General features: G+C 71.5%; 14 protein-coding genes. 5 read left to right on the forward strand and 9 right to left on the reverse strand.

The window, feature by feature from the left end; translation table 11 throughout:
* Positions 1-423: 423 nt before the first annotated feature.
* Together recA and recX are read left to right on the forward strand one after the other, a co-directional pair.
* On the forward strand, positions 424-1,545 hold the full coding sequence (recA, locus tag ACF089_RS16065; protein WP_392026511.1) for a recombinase RecA: 1,122 nt from the start codon (positions 424-426) through the stop codon (positions 1,543-1,545).
* Positions 1,546-1,552: 7 nt separating this feature from the next.
* Positions 1,553-2,131 (forward strand): recombination regulator RecX, encoded by a 579-nt coding sequence (gene recX, locus ACF089_RS16070; protein WP_392026513.1) that lies wholly within the window; start codon positions 1,553-1,555, stop codon positions 2,129-2,131.
* Positions 2,132-2,151: 20 nt separating this feature from the next.
* On the opposite strand, the gene ACF089_RS16075 is transcribed toward recX, so the two are convergent.
* From ACF089_RS16075 to ACF089_RS16110, 8 genes are all read right to left on the reverse strand, one after another.
* A complete protein-coding gene (locus ACF089_RS16075) occupies positions 2,152-2,562 on the reverse strand; it encodes a rhodanese-like domain-containing protein (RefSeq protein ID WP_392026515.1) in 411 nt (136 codons plus the stop codon).
* Complete coding sequence (locus tag ACF089_RS16080; RefSeq protein ID WP_392026517.1) at positions 2,559-3,155, reverse strand: cysteine dioxygenase; 597 nt, start codon at positions 3,153-3,155, stop codon at positions 2,559-2,561. The genes ACF089_RS16075 and ACF089_RS16080 overlap by 4 nt, the downstream gene beginning before the upstream one ends.
* Positions 3,156-3,226: 71 nt before the next feature.
* Positions 3,227-3,313 (reverse strand): putative leader peptide, encoded by an 87-nt coding sequence (locus ACF089_RS16085; protein ID WP_311307652.1) that lies wholly within the window; start codon positions 3,311-3,313, stop codon positions 3,227-3,229.
* 32 nt (positions 3,314-3,345) lie between these two features.
* Positions 3,346-4,965 (reverse strand): FAD-dependent monooxygenase, encoded by a 1,620-nt coding sequence (locus tag ACF089_RS16090; protein WP_392026518.1) that lies wholly within the window; start codon positions 4,963-4,965, stop codon positions 3,346-3,348.
* A gap of 255 nt (positions 4,966-5,220) precedes the next feature.
* Positions 5,221-6,099: an amino acid ABC transporter permease gene (locus ACF089_RS16095; protein WP_392026519.1), complete on the reverse strand. Its 879-nt coding sequence runs from the start codon at positions 6,097-6,099 to the stop codon at positions 5,221-5,223.
* A complete protein-coding gene (locus tag ACF089_RS16100; RefSeq protein ID WP_392026521.1) occupies positions 6,096-6,770 on the reverse strand; it encodes an amino acid ABC transporter permease in 675 nt (224 codons plus the stop codon). Before ACF089_RS16100 ends, ACF089_RS16095 begins: the two co-directional genes overlap by 4 nt.
* Before the next feature lie 74 nt (positions 6,771-6,844).
* Entirely contained in the window at positions 6,845-7,669 is an 825-nt protein-coding gene (locus tag ACF089_RS16105; RefSeq protein WP_392026522.1) for a glutamate ABC transporter substrate-binding protein, read from the reverse strand.
* 35 nt (positions 7,670-7,704) lie between these two features.
* A complete protein-coding gene (locus ACF089_RS16110; protein WP_392026524.1) occupies positions 7,705-8,490 on the reverse strand; it encodes an amino acid ABC transporter ATP-binding protein in 786 nt (261 codons plus the stop codon).
* A 376-nt stretch (positions 8,491-8,866) separates the two neighbouring features.
* On the opposite strand from ACF089_RS16110, the gene ACF089_RS16115 reads away from it, so the two are divergent.
* Positions 8,867-9,571 (forward strand): response regulator transcription factor, encoded by a 705-nt coding sequence (locus ACF089_RS16115; RefSeq protein WP_392026526.1) that lies wholly within the window; start codon positions 8,867-8,869, stop codon positions 9,569-9,571.
* Positions 9,572-9,579: 8 nt separating this feature from the next.
* Positions 9,580-10,965 (forward strand): ATP-binding protein, encoded by a 1,386-nt coding sequence (locus tag ACF089_RS16120; RefSeq protein ID WP_392026528.1) that lies wholly within the window; start codon positions 9,580-9,582, stop codon positions 10,963-10,965.
* Positions 10,966-11,159: 194 nt separating this feature from the next.
* On the opposite strand, the gene ACF089_RS16125 is transcribed toward ACF089_RS16120, so the two are convergent.
* Entirely contained in the window at positions 11,160-12,158 is a 999-nt protein-coding gene (locus ACF089_RS16125) for a TAXI family TRAP transporter solute-binding subunit (RefSeq protein WP_392026530.1), read from the reverse strand.
* 368 nt (positions 12,159-12,526) lie between these two features.
* Here ACF089_RS16125 and miaB point away from each other — a divergent pair, with 368 nt between their 5' ends.
* Positions 12,527-14,047, forward strand: a complete 1,521-nt coding sequence (miaB, locus tag ACF089_RS16130) for a tRNA (N6-isopentenyl adenosine(37)-C2)-methylthiotransferase MiaB (protein ID WP_392026532.1) — start codon at positions 12,527-12,529, stop codon at positions 14,045-14,047.
* Positions 14,048-14,148: the final 101 nt, after the last annotated feature.

A 14,148-nucleotide genomic window follows, 5' to 3' on the forward strand; every position in this document is an offset into this window, starting at 1 on the left:
ACCGTGAGCCGTTCCAGGGCCCACGCCGCCGTCACGAGCCGTTCCAGGACCACTGCAGCCACCGCCGACGCGGTCGGCGGCCGGGGTCCCGGGGCGGCTCGCTGCCGTTGTCCACAGGGTCGCCACGGCCGCGCGCGACGGTGCCACCATGGCAGGGGCCGCCCGAGGTGCGGACGGCCGTGACGGGGAGGAGGTGCGCCGTGACGGGGGAAGCGGGCCGGGAAGCGGGCGGGGCCTGATCGGCGGACGACGCGCCGACGGGGGCGCTTGACACTGAAATCGAACATCCATTCTCATGGGAATCCGGGCCCCTGGCCGCCCGGGTTGTCCACAGGTCGGGAGGGACGTCGAGGCCCATTGTCAGTGGCAGGGGTTAGCGTCTTTGACGTGAAGAGATCGACACAAGCAAATCGGGTGGAACCCATGGCAGGAACCGACCGCGAGAAGGCGCTCGACGCCGCGCTCGCACAGATTGAACGGCAATTCGGCAAGGGCGCGGTGATGCGCCTGGGCGAGCGGCCGAATGAGCCCATCGAGGTCATCCCCACCGGCTCGACCGCGCTCGACGTCGCGCTCGGCGTCGGCGGGCTGCCGCGCGGCCGTGTGGTGGAGGTGTACGGGCCGGAGTCCTCCGGCAAGACGACCCTGACGCTGCACGCCGTGGCCAATGCCCAGAAGCTCGGCGGCTCGGTGGCCTTCATCGACGCCGAGCACGCCCTCGACCCGGAGTACGCGAAGAAGCTGGGCGTCGACATCGACTCCCTGATCCTCTCCCAGCCGGACAACGGCGAGCAGGCGCTCGAGATCGTCGACATGCTCGTCCGCTCCGGCGCCCTCGACCTGATCGTGATCGACTCCGTCGCGGCCCTGGTGCCGCGCGCGGAGATCGAGGGTGAGATGGGCGACTCGCACGTCGGCCTCCAGGCCCGGCTGATGAGCCAGGCGCTCCGGAAGATCACCAGCGCGCTGAACCAGTCCAAGACGACCGCGATCTTCATCAACCAGCTCCGAGAGAAGATCGGTGTGATGTTCGGCTCGCCCGAGACCACCACGGGTGGCCGCGCGCTGAAGTTCTACGCCTCGGTCCGTCTGGACATCCGCCGTATCGAGACCCTGAAGGACGGCACCGACGCGGTGGGCAACCGCACCCGCGTCAAGGTCGTCAAGAACAAGGTCGCGCCGCCCTTCAAGCAGGCCGAGTTCGACATCCTGTACGGGCAGGGCATCAGCCGCGAGGGCGGTCTGATCGACATGGGCGTGGAGCACGGCTTCGTCCGCAAGGCCGGCGCCTGGTACACGTACGAGGGCGATCAGCTCGGCCAGGGCAAGGAGAACGCCCGCAATTTCCTGAAGGACAATCCCGATCTCGCCGATGAGATCGAGAAGAAGATCAAGGACAAGCTGGGCGTCGGGGTCAAGATCGAGGCTCCCGGGGCCGAGCCGGGTCCGGCCGCGGCGGGTGCCGCGGCCGAGGAGACCGCCAAGTCCGTGCCCGCGCCCGCCACCAAGGCCAAGTCGGCCAAGGCGGCGGTGGCCAAGAGCTAGGCGCACCGTGCCTTTCGGACCGAAGGGGCGCGCCGAAGGACAGGGCGGCGGCTCCGGCCCGTCGAGGGCCGGGACGGAGCCGCCGCCCCAGGATCCGGCCGAGCGGGCGCGGGCGATCTGCCTGCGCCTGCTCACCGGGACCCCGCGCACCCGCAGACAGCTCGCGGACGCGCTGCACAAGAGGGAGATCCCCGACGAGATCGCCGAGGAGGTCCTCTCCCGCTTCGAGGACGTCGGCCTGATCAATGACGCGGCCTTCGCGGACGCGTGGGTGGAGTCCCGGCACCACGGCCGGGGCCTCGCCCGGCGGGCGCTCGCCCGCGAGCTGCGTACCAAGGGCGTGGACCCGGCCCTGATCGACGAGGCGGTGGGGCAGCTCGACTCCGACCGGGAGGAGGAGACCGCGCGCGAGCTGGTCGCCCGCAGGCTCCGCTCGACACGTGGTCTCGACCGTGACCGCCGGGTGCGCCGCCTGGCCGGAATGCTGGCCCGCAAGGGATACGGCGAGGGCGTGGCGCTCCGGGTGGTCAGACGGGCGCTGGAGGAAGAGGGCGAGGACGTGGACGACCTGGGGGAGGTCTACTGAGCCCCGCGGGGCTCGGGGCCTCACTTCTCCACCGGGAGCCCCGCCTCCTTCCACGCCTGGAAGCCGCCGATCAGATCCGTCGCCCTGCGCAGACCCAGCCGGCGCAGGGACTCCGCCGCCAGAGAGGAGGCGTAGCCCTCGTTGCAGATCACCACGACCCGGAGATCGTGGCTGACCGCCTGCGGCGCGCGATGGCTGCCCAGGGGATCGAGCCGCCACTCCAGTTCATTGCGCTCCACGACCAGCGCGCCGGGGATCAGACCGTCCCGGTCCCGCAGTGCCGCGTAGCGGATGTCCACCAGCAGGGCCCCCGCCGAAGCCTCCGCGAAGGCTTGGCCGGCGTCCACCCGGTCCAGCCCCTCGCGGACCCGCTCCAGCAGCTCGTCCACACCGATCCGATCCTCGCGGCCGATGCCGTCGTGCCCGCTCACTGCCAGTCCCCCGGGCGCTCGACCTGCTCGAGCCGGAGCACCGGGCCGGTCCGGCTGAAGCGGCGGATCAGCGGCAGCGGCGGATAGTACGCGTGCACCGACACGGCGTGCTCCGTGGCGGACTCGTTCAGCACCTCGTGCACATGGTGCTGTCCGAAGGCCCGTCCCTGGCCCGCCGCCAGCCGGCGCTCGCGGTCCACGCCGTCGTTCAGCTCCAGGGTCTTCCAGCCGCCCGAGGGGAGCCGGACGGTCAGGGAGTGCTCCTTCAGCTCGCCCGCCGCCGTGGCGAACGCGCCCAGCGACTCCGCGTGGTCGTGCCAGCCGGTGCCCGATCCGGGGGGCCAGCCGATCAGCCAGGCCTCGCTGCCGCCCGGGCCCTCCAGACGTACCCAGGTGCGGCCCTCGGGATCGAGCGGAAGGGTCGCGATCAGACCGCTGTCGGACGCCGCGCACCGTACGAAGTCGAGCAGTTCGGCGGAGGTGGGGCCGGCCGCCCGGCGCCGCCCGAGGAAGAGCGGCCCGGCGGTGGAGGGGCCTGCGACGGCGGGACCCGCGGCGGGTGTGGGGGCAGGCTGGGGCAGGGGCTGGGACATGGAACCGTCCTGGAAGTTCGCTGGAGAGCGCGCGGGCACGACGGGCCACGGCGCGTTGGGAGAAGGCGAATTCAGCAGGAAGGTCGACACACGCAGCCCGCGTAGCGAAGCAGGTCCATATGGACCCTCCGCCACAGGCGCACATCGGTGTCGGTCACGATCGGGAGTACACCACGCGTACTCGGTGTGGTCAATTGACGTCCGCGGTGCGGTCGCCGGTCACCGCCGACCGCTCGCCGCCGCGGGCCGCGTCCGCCGCCGCGTACAGCTCGGCCGGCCTGACCCCGGCGAACGAGGCGACCAGATGACCGTCCGGCCGGACCAGTAGCACGGAGTGGGCCGAGGCCCCCGGGTACTCCTCGGTCACCAGCAGCTCCGCCCGGGCCGGCAGCGCGGTCACCGCCGCGGCCAGCCTCGGCATCACCCCCGCGCTCTGCCAGTGCCGCCGGTCCCACACCCCGGTGCCCGGCGCGACCAGGACCACCAGCAACTGACCCCGGCCCAGCCGGTCCCGCAGCCGCGTGCTCGTCCCGTCCGGCGCGGTCACCCCTACATCGGCGACCGGCGCCCCGGTCGGCGTGCCCACGAGGATCTGCGAGGGGGCGGGTTCGGGTGCGAGGGGGGAGTGCGCGTACACCGGGGGCGCGCCGAGCGGGCCCTGCCCCAAGTGGCCGTCGGTGAGCACGCTGTCGTGCCCCCGTGCCGCGCCCGGGAGACGGCCGCGCAGCACACCGCCGCCGCGCAGTGCCGGCAGCGCCTGGTCCGCCACGCGCAGCCGGCCGGCGATCGACGCCCGGCGCTCTGTCTGGTAGCTGTCCAGCAGGGTGTCGGAGGCTCCGTGGTGCCATGCGTGGGCCAGCTTCCACGCCAGGTTCTCCGCGTCCCGCAGCCCCTCGTCGAGCCCTTGGGCGCCGAGCGCGCCGAGCAGATGCGCCGCGTCGCCCGCGAGGAACGCCCGGTCCACCCGCCAGCGCCGGGCCAGCCGGTGGTGGACCGTGTAGACGCCGGTGTCGAGCAGGTCGTACGGGGGCGTGTCGCCGCACCAGCCCGCCAGGGTGCCCCGGACCCGGGCGACCAGGGTGTCGGGTGTGACGAGTTCGCCCCGCGGCGGCAGCAGCCAGTCCAGCCGCCAGACGTCGTCCGGCAGCGGCCGGGCGGTGACCTCCTCGCCGCCGGCGCGCCACGGCGGCTGACGGTGCAGCACCGCCTCGTCGGGCCAGGGGAGTTCGGCGCGCAGGGTGGCGACCGCGTGCCGCTCCACCGCCGTACGGCCGGGGAAGCGGACGTCGAGGAGTTTGCGTACGGTGGAGCGGGCCCCGTCGCAGCCCACCACATGGCTGCCGCGCCACCAGGTCGACTTCGGACCGCGGGTGTGGACGGCGACGCCGTCCGCGTCCTGCTCCAGCGCGTCCACCCGGCTCTCGCCGATCAAGCGGATCAGCCGCTCGGCGCCGGCCGCGTCCCGGAGGCCGCGGGTGAGCGCGTGCTGGGGGATGTGCAGCGGGGCGGCGGGCGTCTCATCGGCGGGGGAGTCCCCGGGCGCGGCTCCCAGCGCCAGCTGACGTACGACCTGCTTGCGGCGCATCGAGCGCCAGCCGGTCCAGCGCGTGCCTTCGTCACGGACGGTCGCGCAGCCCAGCCGTTCGGCCAGGGCGGCGGTGTCGGCCCGGAGTACCACGGTCCGGGCGGGGCGCGGCTCCTCCCCGCCGGCGCTCTCGTCGAGCACCACGGAGGGCACCCCCTGCTGGGCGAGCGCGAGAGCCAGCGCCAGCCCGACCGGGCCGGCACCGACGACGATCACGGGGTCCACGGAGCGGCTCCCGAGGCTCGGCGGGGCACGAGGGCAGCGGAGGTCACTGGGGTGACGCCGTCAGGAGTGCGGGGAGCCCGGTGCGTGATCACAGAACGTATGCAACCGACTGGGGGTTCCTCCGTCAAGTGACGGCCGGACCGTATGGCGTGCGCCGATCGGCCCCGGGCGGCCGGTGCCGACCGGGACGGGAGAGGGGCGGCGCCGCTCTAGCGTCGCCGCCCCTCTCCCGTTGTCCCGACCGGTGGTCGCAGGTCAGACCCCGCCGCTGACTCCGGCGTCGATCTTCTTGAAGTCCACGACGGCTCCGGTGCTCTTCTTCCCCTTGCGGACCCGGCCCTCGAGCCAGCTCGCGAACGAGGTGAGCGCGAAGTTGAGCAGGATGTAGATCAGTCCGATCACGGTCAGCGCGGCGATGGTGTTGGCGCCGTAGTTCGCGGTGATCGCACGGTTCTGGTACATCAGCTCGGAGAATCCGAGCATCGCGCCGCCGAGCGCGGTGTCCTTGACGATGACCACCAGCTGGCTGACGAGCGCCGGCAGCATCGCCGTCACCGCCTGCGGCAGCAGGACGAAGGTCATCATCTGGCCCTTGCGCATGCCGATCGCCTTGGCGGCGTCCGTCTGCCCGTTGGGCAGCGAGAGGATGCCCGCCCGGACGATCTCGGCGATGACGGAGGCGTTGTACAGCACCAGGCCGGTGATCACCGCGTACATCGGTCGGATCTCCGACTCGATGTCGGTGAACTGCACGAAGGCGGCGCTGGCGAACACCATCAGCAGCAGCACCGGAATGGCGCGGAAGAACTCGACCACGACCCCGACGGGCGTCCGCACCCAGGCGTGCTCGGAGAGCCTGCCGATGCCGAGCGCCGCGCCGAGCGGCAGGGCGATCAGCACGGAGAGCGCCGCCGCCTTGACCGTCTCCCAGAGCCCCGGGAGCAGGAAGGTGGTCCACACCCGGGAGTCCGTGACGAACGGACTCCACTTCTCGGACTCCAACTGCTCCTTGTCGGCCATGGTGCTCAGCACCCACCAGGCCGCCAGGGCGAGGACCGCGAGGAACCCCACGGTGTAGACGACATTGCGCCGCTTGGCCCTGCGGCCGGGCGCGTCGTACAGAACAGAGGTCATCGTTTCACCGCCACACGCTTGGCCACCCAGCCGAGCAGCAGGCCCGTGGGCAGAGTGAGCACGATGAATCCGAAGGCGAAGACCGCGAAGACGGCGAAGAGCGCGTCGGCCTCGTTCTCGATCATTTCCTTCATCAGCAGCGAGGCTTCCGCCACACCGATCGCCGCTGCCACCGTGGTGTTCTTGGTCAGGGCGATCAGCACATTCGCCAGAGGGGCGACGACCGCGCGGAACGCCTGCGGGAGGACTATCAGGGCCAGCACCTGGAAGAAGCCGAGCCCCAGCGCCCGGGCCGCCTCGGCCTGGCCGACGGGCACGGTGTTGATGCCGGAGCGCAGCGCCTCGCAGACGAAGGTGCCGGTGTAGGCGGTCAGGGCGAGGACGGCCATCCGGAAGCCGATGTCCGCGAAGGTGTCGGCGCCCATCGTGAACCCCAGCGTCTGGCTGAGGCCCAGCGAGCTGGCGATGACGACCAGCGTCAGCGGGGTGTTGCGGACCACGTTGACGTAGGCGGTCCCGAAGGCCCGCATCATCGGGACGGGGCCCACCCGCATACCGGCCAGCACCGTTCCCCAGATCAGGGAGCCGATGGCCGAGTAGACGGCGAGCTGCACCGTCAGCCAGAACGCGTCGAGCAGGTCGTACTGCCCGGAATCAAGGAAGTCGAACACGTTGACCCGCGATCTCTCCTGGTTGGATCGTGGCGCGTGCCACCGGCCGCGGCCGGTGGCACGTCACCGTGGCCTCAGCTGGTCTCGGCGATGGCGGGCGCGGGGTCGTTCTTGTAGTTCGCCGGGCCGAAGTTGGCCTTGACGAACTTCTCCCAGGAGCCGTCCTTCTGCATCTTCTCCAGCGCCTTGTTGATCTTGCCCTGGAGTTCGGTGTCGCCCTTCTTGAGGCCGATGCCGTAGGGCTCGTCGCTCAGGCTCAGGCCGACCAGCTTGAACTTGCCCTGGTGCTCCTTCTGCGCGGCGTAGCCGGCCAGGATGGAGTTGTCGGTGGTCAGGGCGTCGTAGGTCTTGTTCTCCAGACCCGTCAGACATTCCGAGTAGCCGCCGGCCTGCTGGAGATCGGCCTTGGGCGCCAGCTTGTCCTTGACGTTCTGCGCCGAGGTCGAGCCCGCGACCGAGCAGAGCTTCTTGTCGTTGAGGTCCTCGGCCTTGGTGATCGCGGTCTCGCCGGCGCGGACCAGCAGGTCCTGGTGGGCCATCAGATACGGTCCCGCGAAGCTGACCTGAGCCTTGCGCTTGTCGTTGATCGTGTAGCTGGCGGCGACGAACTTGACGTCACCGTTGCGGATCAGCGTCTCGCGGTCGGCGCTGGGCGCCTGCTTCCACTCGATGTCCTTGGCCTCGTAGCCGAGTTCCTTGGCGATGTACGTGGCGATGTCCACGTCGAAGCCGGTGAACTTGCCGTCCGAGGTCTTCAGGCCCACACCGGGCTGGTCGAACTTGATGCCGATGGTGATCTTGTCGTCGCCGCCGCCGGAACCACTGCCGCCGCACGCGGTGAGGGCGAGCGAGAGGGTCAGACCCGTGGCGATGGCCACAGATGCCTTGTGGAGCTTCATGGTGAACATCCCTTACGTCGTGGTTCGTCGGCTCGTCAGTGGTGCAGGATCTTCGACAGGAAGTCCTTGGCCCGGTCGCTGCGGGGATTGCTGAAGAACTCCTCGGGCTCGGCCTCCTCGACGATCCTGCCGTCGGCCATGAAGACCACCCGGTTGGCGGCGGAGCGGGCGAAGCCCATCTCGTGCGTGACGACGACCATCGTCATTCCGTCCCGAGCCAGCTGCTGCATGACTTCGAGCACCTCGTTGATCATCTCCGGGTCGAGCGCGGAGGTGGGCTCGTCGAAGAGGATGACCTTCGGGTCCATCGCCAGTGCCCGGGCGATCGCGACGCGTTGCTGCTGCCCGCCGGAGAGCTGCGCGGGGTACTTGTCGCTCTGGGAGCCGACCCCGACGCGGTCGAGGAGCCGGCGCGCCTTCTCCTCGGCGGCCTTCTTCTCCGTGCGGCGGACCTTGACCTGGCCCAGCATCACGTTCTCCAGCACGGTCTTGTGCGCGAAGAGGTTGAACGACTGGAAGACCATGCCGACGTCGGCGCGCAGCCTGGCCAGCTCCTTGCCCTCCTGCGGCAGCGGCTTGCCGTCGATCGAGATGGCGCCGGAGTCGATCGTCTCCAGACGGTTGATGGTGCGGCACAGGGTGGACTTGCCGGACCCGGAGGGCCCGATGACGACCACGACTTCGCCCCGGGCGATGGTCAGATCGATGTCCTGGAGCACATGCAGGGCGCCGAAGTGCTTGTTCACACCGTCCAGCACGACCAGGTCGTCCGCGGCGGGGACAACGGCCCCGGAGTCCTTGGTCTTCGCTACTTCGCTCATCGGCTTCTCGCTCCGTCCTCCTCGGTTGGGAGGACATTAGTGACGTGGTCCTACCAGCGTCATTACATCTGAGCGGAAATTGAGCATAACGATCCGGCCTCGGGTGGACACGATGGGTGAACGCGGTGACGTCCGGCGTACCGGGTGGATAACGGAAACCGGCGGGTGGGCGAATGCCTCTTGACTGTCCGGGCGGGAATCGGCCTTGATGCCGTGGTGCCCGGTGACGCCGGCCACACCGCACACTGGTGTACGGACCGCGCCACGCGGTCGGCCGGTACGGGGGATCCCCGGGCCGGCCGCGGACCGCGCCCGCGCGTCCGCCGTCGACCGCGCACCAGCCGACCGATGACCATCGCACGACCCGAGGGGGGCCATGAGACTGCTGCTCGTCGAGGACGACGACCATGTCGCCGCCGCCCTGTCCGCGGTGCTCGCGCGGCACGGCTTCGATGTGGTGCACGCCCGCAACGGGGAGGAGGCGCTGCACGCCGTGCTGCCCGCGACCCATCCCGGAAAGCCGCCGTTCGGAGTGATCCTGCTGGATCTGGGCCTGCCCGACCAGGACGGCTATCAGGTGTGCGGCAAGCTCCGGAAGATCACATCGACTCCGGTGATCATGGTCACCGCCCGGGCCGATGTGCGCTCCCGGATCCACGGGCTCAATCTCGGCGCCGACGACTATGTCGTCAAGCCCTACGACACCGGGGAGCTTCTCGCCCGTATCCACGCCGTCAGTCGGCGCACCGTCGCCGGGGACGAGTCCGCCGCCCCGGCGGGCGACGACGCCCTGCGGCTCGGCCCGATGACCATCGAGCTGCCCACCCGGCGGGTCAGCGTCGACGGCGAGCCCGTACAGCTCACCCGCAAGGAGTTCGACCTGCTGGCGCTGCTCGCCCAAAGGCCGGGAGTGGTCTTCCGGCGCGAGCAGATCATCAGCGAGGTCTGGCGCACCAGCTGGGAGGGGACCGGGCGCACCCTGGAGGTGCATGTGGCCTCCCTGCGCTCCAAGCTCCGCATGCCCACACTGATCGAGACCGTCCGCGGCGTCGGCTACCGCCTCGTCGCGCCGGCCGCCTGAACCTTCCCGTGCGCACCCGACTCCTTCCCCTGCTCATCGTCCTCATGGCGGGCGTGCTGCTCGCGCTCGGCTTTCCGCTCGCCGTGAGCGTCGCCGCCGCACAGCAGCAGCGGGTCGTCGTGGACCGCATCGACGACACCGTCCGGTTCGCGGCGCTGGCGCAGTTCGTCACCGAGGCGGACGGCCGGGGGGAGCGGCGCTCCACCCTCCAGGAGCAGCTCAACCGCTACAACGCCACCTACGGCATCAGCGCGGGCGTCTTCGACCGCGACGGGGACGCCCTGGCCCGCGCGCCCGAGGGCTGGTCCATCGCGACCGAGGGCGAGGGGCCCAAGGCCTTCCAGGAGGCCCTCTCGGGCCGCCGCAGCCAGGACCCGCCGCAGGTGTGGCCCTGGCAGCGGGACGGCCGGCTGGTCGTCGCCTCGCCGGTGGTGCGGGACGGAGACGTCGTCGCCGTCGTCTTCACCGATTCCCCCACCGGTCAGCTGCGTTCACGGATCCTGAACGGCTGGCTGCTGATCGCCGCGGGGGAGGCCGCCGCGATGCTGGTCGCCGTCGGCGCGGCCTTCCGTCTCACCGGCTGGGTGCTCCGGCCCGTACGCGTCCTGGACGCCGCCACCCACGACATCGCGACCGGGCGGATGAACTCCCGGGTCGCCGCGGCGGGCGGCCCGCCGGAACTCCAGCGGCTGGCCCGCTCCTTCAACGAGATGGCCGACAACGTCGAAGAAGTGCTGGAACAGCAGCGCGCCTTCGTCGCCGACGCCTCCCACCAGCTGCGCAATCCCCTGGCCGCGCTGCTGCTGCGGATCGAGCTCCTCGCCCTCGAACTGCCCGAGGGCAATGAGGAGATCGCCTCGGTCCGCACCGAGGGCAAGCGGCTGGCCCAGGTCCTCGACGATCTCCTCGACCTGGCGCTGGCCGAGCACGCCTCCGCCACCCTCGAACTCGTCGACATCGGCGCCCTGACCGCCGAACGGGTCGCCTCATGGCGTCCCGTCGCCGACGACAAGGGCGTCCTCCTCACCGGGCCCGCGGCGGCGGTCACCGCCTGGGCGGATCCGGTCGCCCTCTCCAGCGCACTGGACGCGGTGATCGACAACGCCCTGAAGTTCACCCCGGCCGGTGAGGAGGTCGCCGTGTCGGTCGCCGCCGAGGGCGCGGTCTGCGCGATCGTGATCACCGACCGGGGCCCCGGTCTCACCGACGACGAGCTGACGCGCGTCGGCGACCGCTTCTGGCGCAGCGGACGCCACCAGAACATCAAGGGCTCGGGCCTCGGGCTCTCCATCTCGCGTGCTCTCCTCTCGTCCGGCGGCGGTCATATCTCCTACGCGCACCACGAGCCGCGCGGCCTGAAGGTGACGGTCACCCTGCCCCGCACCGAGCCCTGAGGCGAGCGGCGCGCCCGGGTCGGTGAGCCGGCGCGAAGGAGGAGCCCGATCCCGGGAACGACGGCACGCCGGGGCGACCGGGTGCCCCTCGGGGCGGGCGGGTCCGGATCACGTCCTGCGGGCGCGGGCGCGGGCGCGGGTGCGAGCGCGGGCGCGGGCGCCTGCTCAGGGCTGGGCCGGGGCGGCCCCGGCCGTCAGGGCTTCTCCGACGCGTAGTAGCGGCGGGCTCCCTCGTGCAGCGGCAGCGGATCGGTGTAGATCGCGGTCCGCAGATCCACCAGCTGCGCCGGGTGGACCGTCTTGCCTATGCGGTCCCGGCTCTTGATCACGGTGCGGGTGAAGCCCTCGACCAGCGCCGGGTCCATCCGATCCGTGGTCACCAGCAGATTGGGCACCGCCATCGTCGGCACCGGCAGTCCGCTCTGCGCCTCCGCGTAGGCGTCCGGGGGCATCACGGCCAGCCGGTAGTAGCTCGCGGCCCCACTGCTGGCGTGCACCCGGTCGACCAGCTCGGAGTCCAGCGGCACCAGCTGGATCGGCAGCCGCTCCGACAGCTTCCGCACCGCGCCGGTGGGCAGTCCGCCCGACCAGATGAACGCGTCCAGCTCGTCCCGCTCCAGCAGATCCGGGACGGTGTCTATGCCCGCCGGCACCGCCTCGATGTCCTTGTCCGGATCGATGCCCGCGGCCGCGAACAGCCGCTCGGCGACCAGCCGCACCCCGGAGCCGTCCGGCCCCACGCCCACCTTCGCGCCCCGGAGATCCCCGATCTCCTTCACCGGGGAACCCCTGGGCACCACGAGCTGCACATAGTCGTCGTAGAGCCGGGCGCAGCCGCGCAGCCGATCCGCCCCCGGGCTGCCGTCCCGCTCGTACTTGGCGACGGCGTCGGCCGTGGCGACGGTGAAATCCGCCTCGCCCCTGGCGACCCGGGCCAGATTCTGCTGGGAGCCCTCGCTGGTCTGGAGCGCTATCTTCACCTCGGGCATGTCCCTGGCGAGCGCCTCCTTCAACAGCACGCCGTACCGCTGGTACACCCCGTTCTGCAGGCCGGTGCTGAAGGTGATCGAGCCCGCCGGGCGGGGATCCCCCATGGGCAGCAGCCACCAGAGCAGCAGCCCGAGCGTCACGAGCACCGCCGCGGACGCCTGGAGGGCGCGGCGGCGAGCGGATCGGGACATGGCCTGGAACATGCTTGCGATCCTGCCAGGTCGCTTCCCGCGATGGCCAGGCTTTGGCGCGTGGACGCCAGAACCGGAACAGAGGCTCCGGTCCGGCGGCACCTTCCGCGAGGACGCCCGTGGACGGTGAAGGACAGCCGTGGCGGTGGAGGACGGCGGGCGGCTCGGGCCGGCGCCCGACAGCGGCGGACCGCTCCGGGCTGCCGCGCACCCCTACGGCGTACCCCGCCCCGGCGCCCCGGCCTCCGTACCCCCCCCCGCCCCCCGCCTCCGTACTCCCGCCCCTCGACCGACGAGCCGATCTCCCCGCCCGGCCGCCCGTCGCCGCAGGTCCGGGCTCCGGGGCGGGAACTGTCTCAGGCACCGCCTACCCTTGTCCCATGACCAGCAGTGACCGGAGCCAGGCAGTGGACGTTCAGCGCAGTTACGAGATCCGCACCTACGGGTGCCAGATGAACGTCCACGATTCCGAACGCCTGTCCGGGCTGCTGGAAGGCGCGGGCTATGTCCGCGCCCCCGACGGCGCCGACGGGGACGCCGACGTCGTCGTCTTCAACACCTGCGCCGTCCGGGAGAACGCGGACAACAAGCTGTACGGCAATCTGGGCCGCCTCGCCCCGATGAAGACCCGGCGTCCCGGCATGCAGATCGCCGTCGGCGGCTGCCTCGCCCAGAAGGACCGCGACACCATCGTCACCCGGGCCCCCTGGGTCGACGTCGTCTTCGGCACGCACAACATCGGCAAGCTGCCCGTCCTCCTGGAGCGCGCCCGCGTCCAGGAGGAGGCCCAGGTCGAGATCGCCGAGTCCCTGGAGGCGTTCCCCTCCACCCTGCCCACCCGCCGCGAGTCCGCCTACGCGGCGTGGGTCTCCATCTCGGTCGGCTGCAACAACACCTGCACCTTCTGCATCGTGCCCGCCCTGCGCGGCAAGGAGAAGGACCGCCGCCCCGGCGACATCCTGGCCGAGGTCGAGGCCCTGGTCGCCGAGGGCGTCTCCGAGATCACCCTGCTGGGGCAGAACGTCAACGCGTACGGCTCCGACATCGGCGACCGCGAGGCCTTCAGCAAGCTGCTGCGCGCCTGCGGCGGCATCGAGGGGCTGGAGCGCGTCCGCTTCACCTCGCCGCACCCCCGTGACTTCACCGACGACGTGATCGCCGCCATGGCCGAGACGCCGAATGTGATGCCGCAGCTCCACATGCCGCTCCAGTCCGGTTCGGACACCGTGCTCAAGGCGATGCGCCGGTCCTACCGGCAGGAGCGCTTCCTCGGGATCATCGGCAAGGTGCGCGCGGCCATCCCGCACGCCGCCATTTCCACCGACATCATCGTGGGCTTCCCCGGCGAGACCGAGGAGGACTTCGAGCAGACGCTGCACACCGTCCGCGAGGCGCGGTTCGCCAACGCCTTCACCTTCCAGTACTCCAAGCGCCCAGGCACCCCAGCGGCCACCATGGACGGCCAGATCCCCAAGGCGGTCGTGCAGGCGCGCTACGAGCGCCTGGTCGCCCTCCAGGAGGAGATCTCCTGGGACGAGAACAAGAAGCAGGTCGGCCGCACCCTGGAGGTGATGGTCGCCGAGGGCGAGGGCCGCAAGGACGGCGCGACCCACCGCCTCTCGGGCCGAGCCCCCGACAACCGGCTGGTCCACTTCACCAAGCCCGACCAGGACGTCCGCCCGGGCGATGTGGTCACCGTCGAGATCACCTACGCCGCCCCGCACCATCTGCTCGCCGAGGGCCGCGCGGGCGCGGTGCGCCGCACGCGTGCCGGGGACGCCTGGCAGAAGCGCCAGGAGGCCCCCGCCGGGACGCCCGCCGGAGTGATGCTCGGACTGCCGAAGATCGGTGTGCCGGAGCCGCTGCCGGCGGCCGCCGCCCCCGCCTGCGGCCTGGGCTGACGCCCAACCGGACCATCCTCCTCGCGCTCCGCGACGGACCGTCTCCTCGGGCCGGGGCCGCCCGGAGCCGCCCCGCGATGGCCCGGGGCCGGACCCGCTCC

The organism is Streptomyces sp. NPDC014894, assembly GCF_043080985.1.
In the GTDB taxonomy this organism is placed as follows: Bacteria; Actinomycetota; Actinomycetes; order Streptomycetales; family Streptomycetaceae; genus Streptomyces.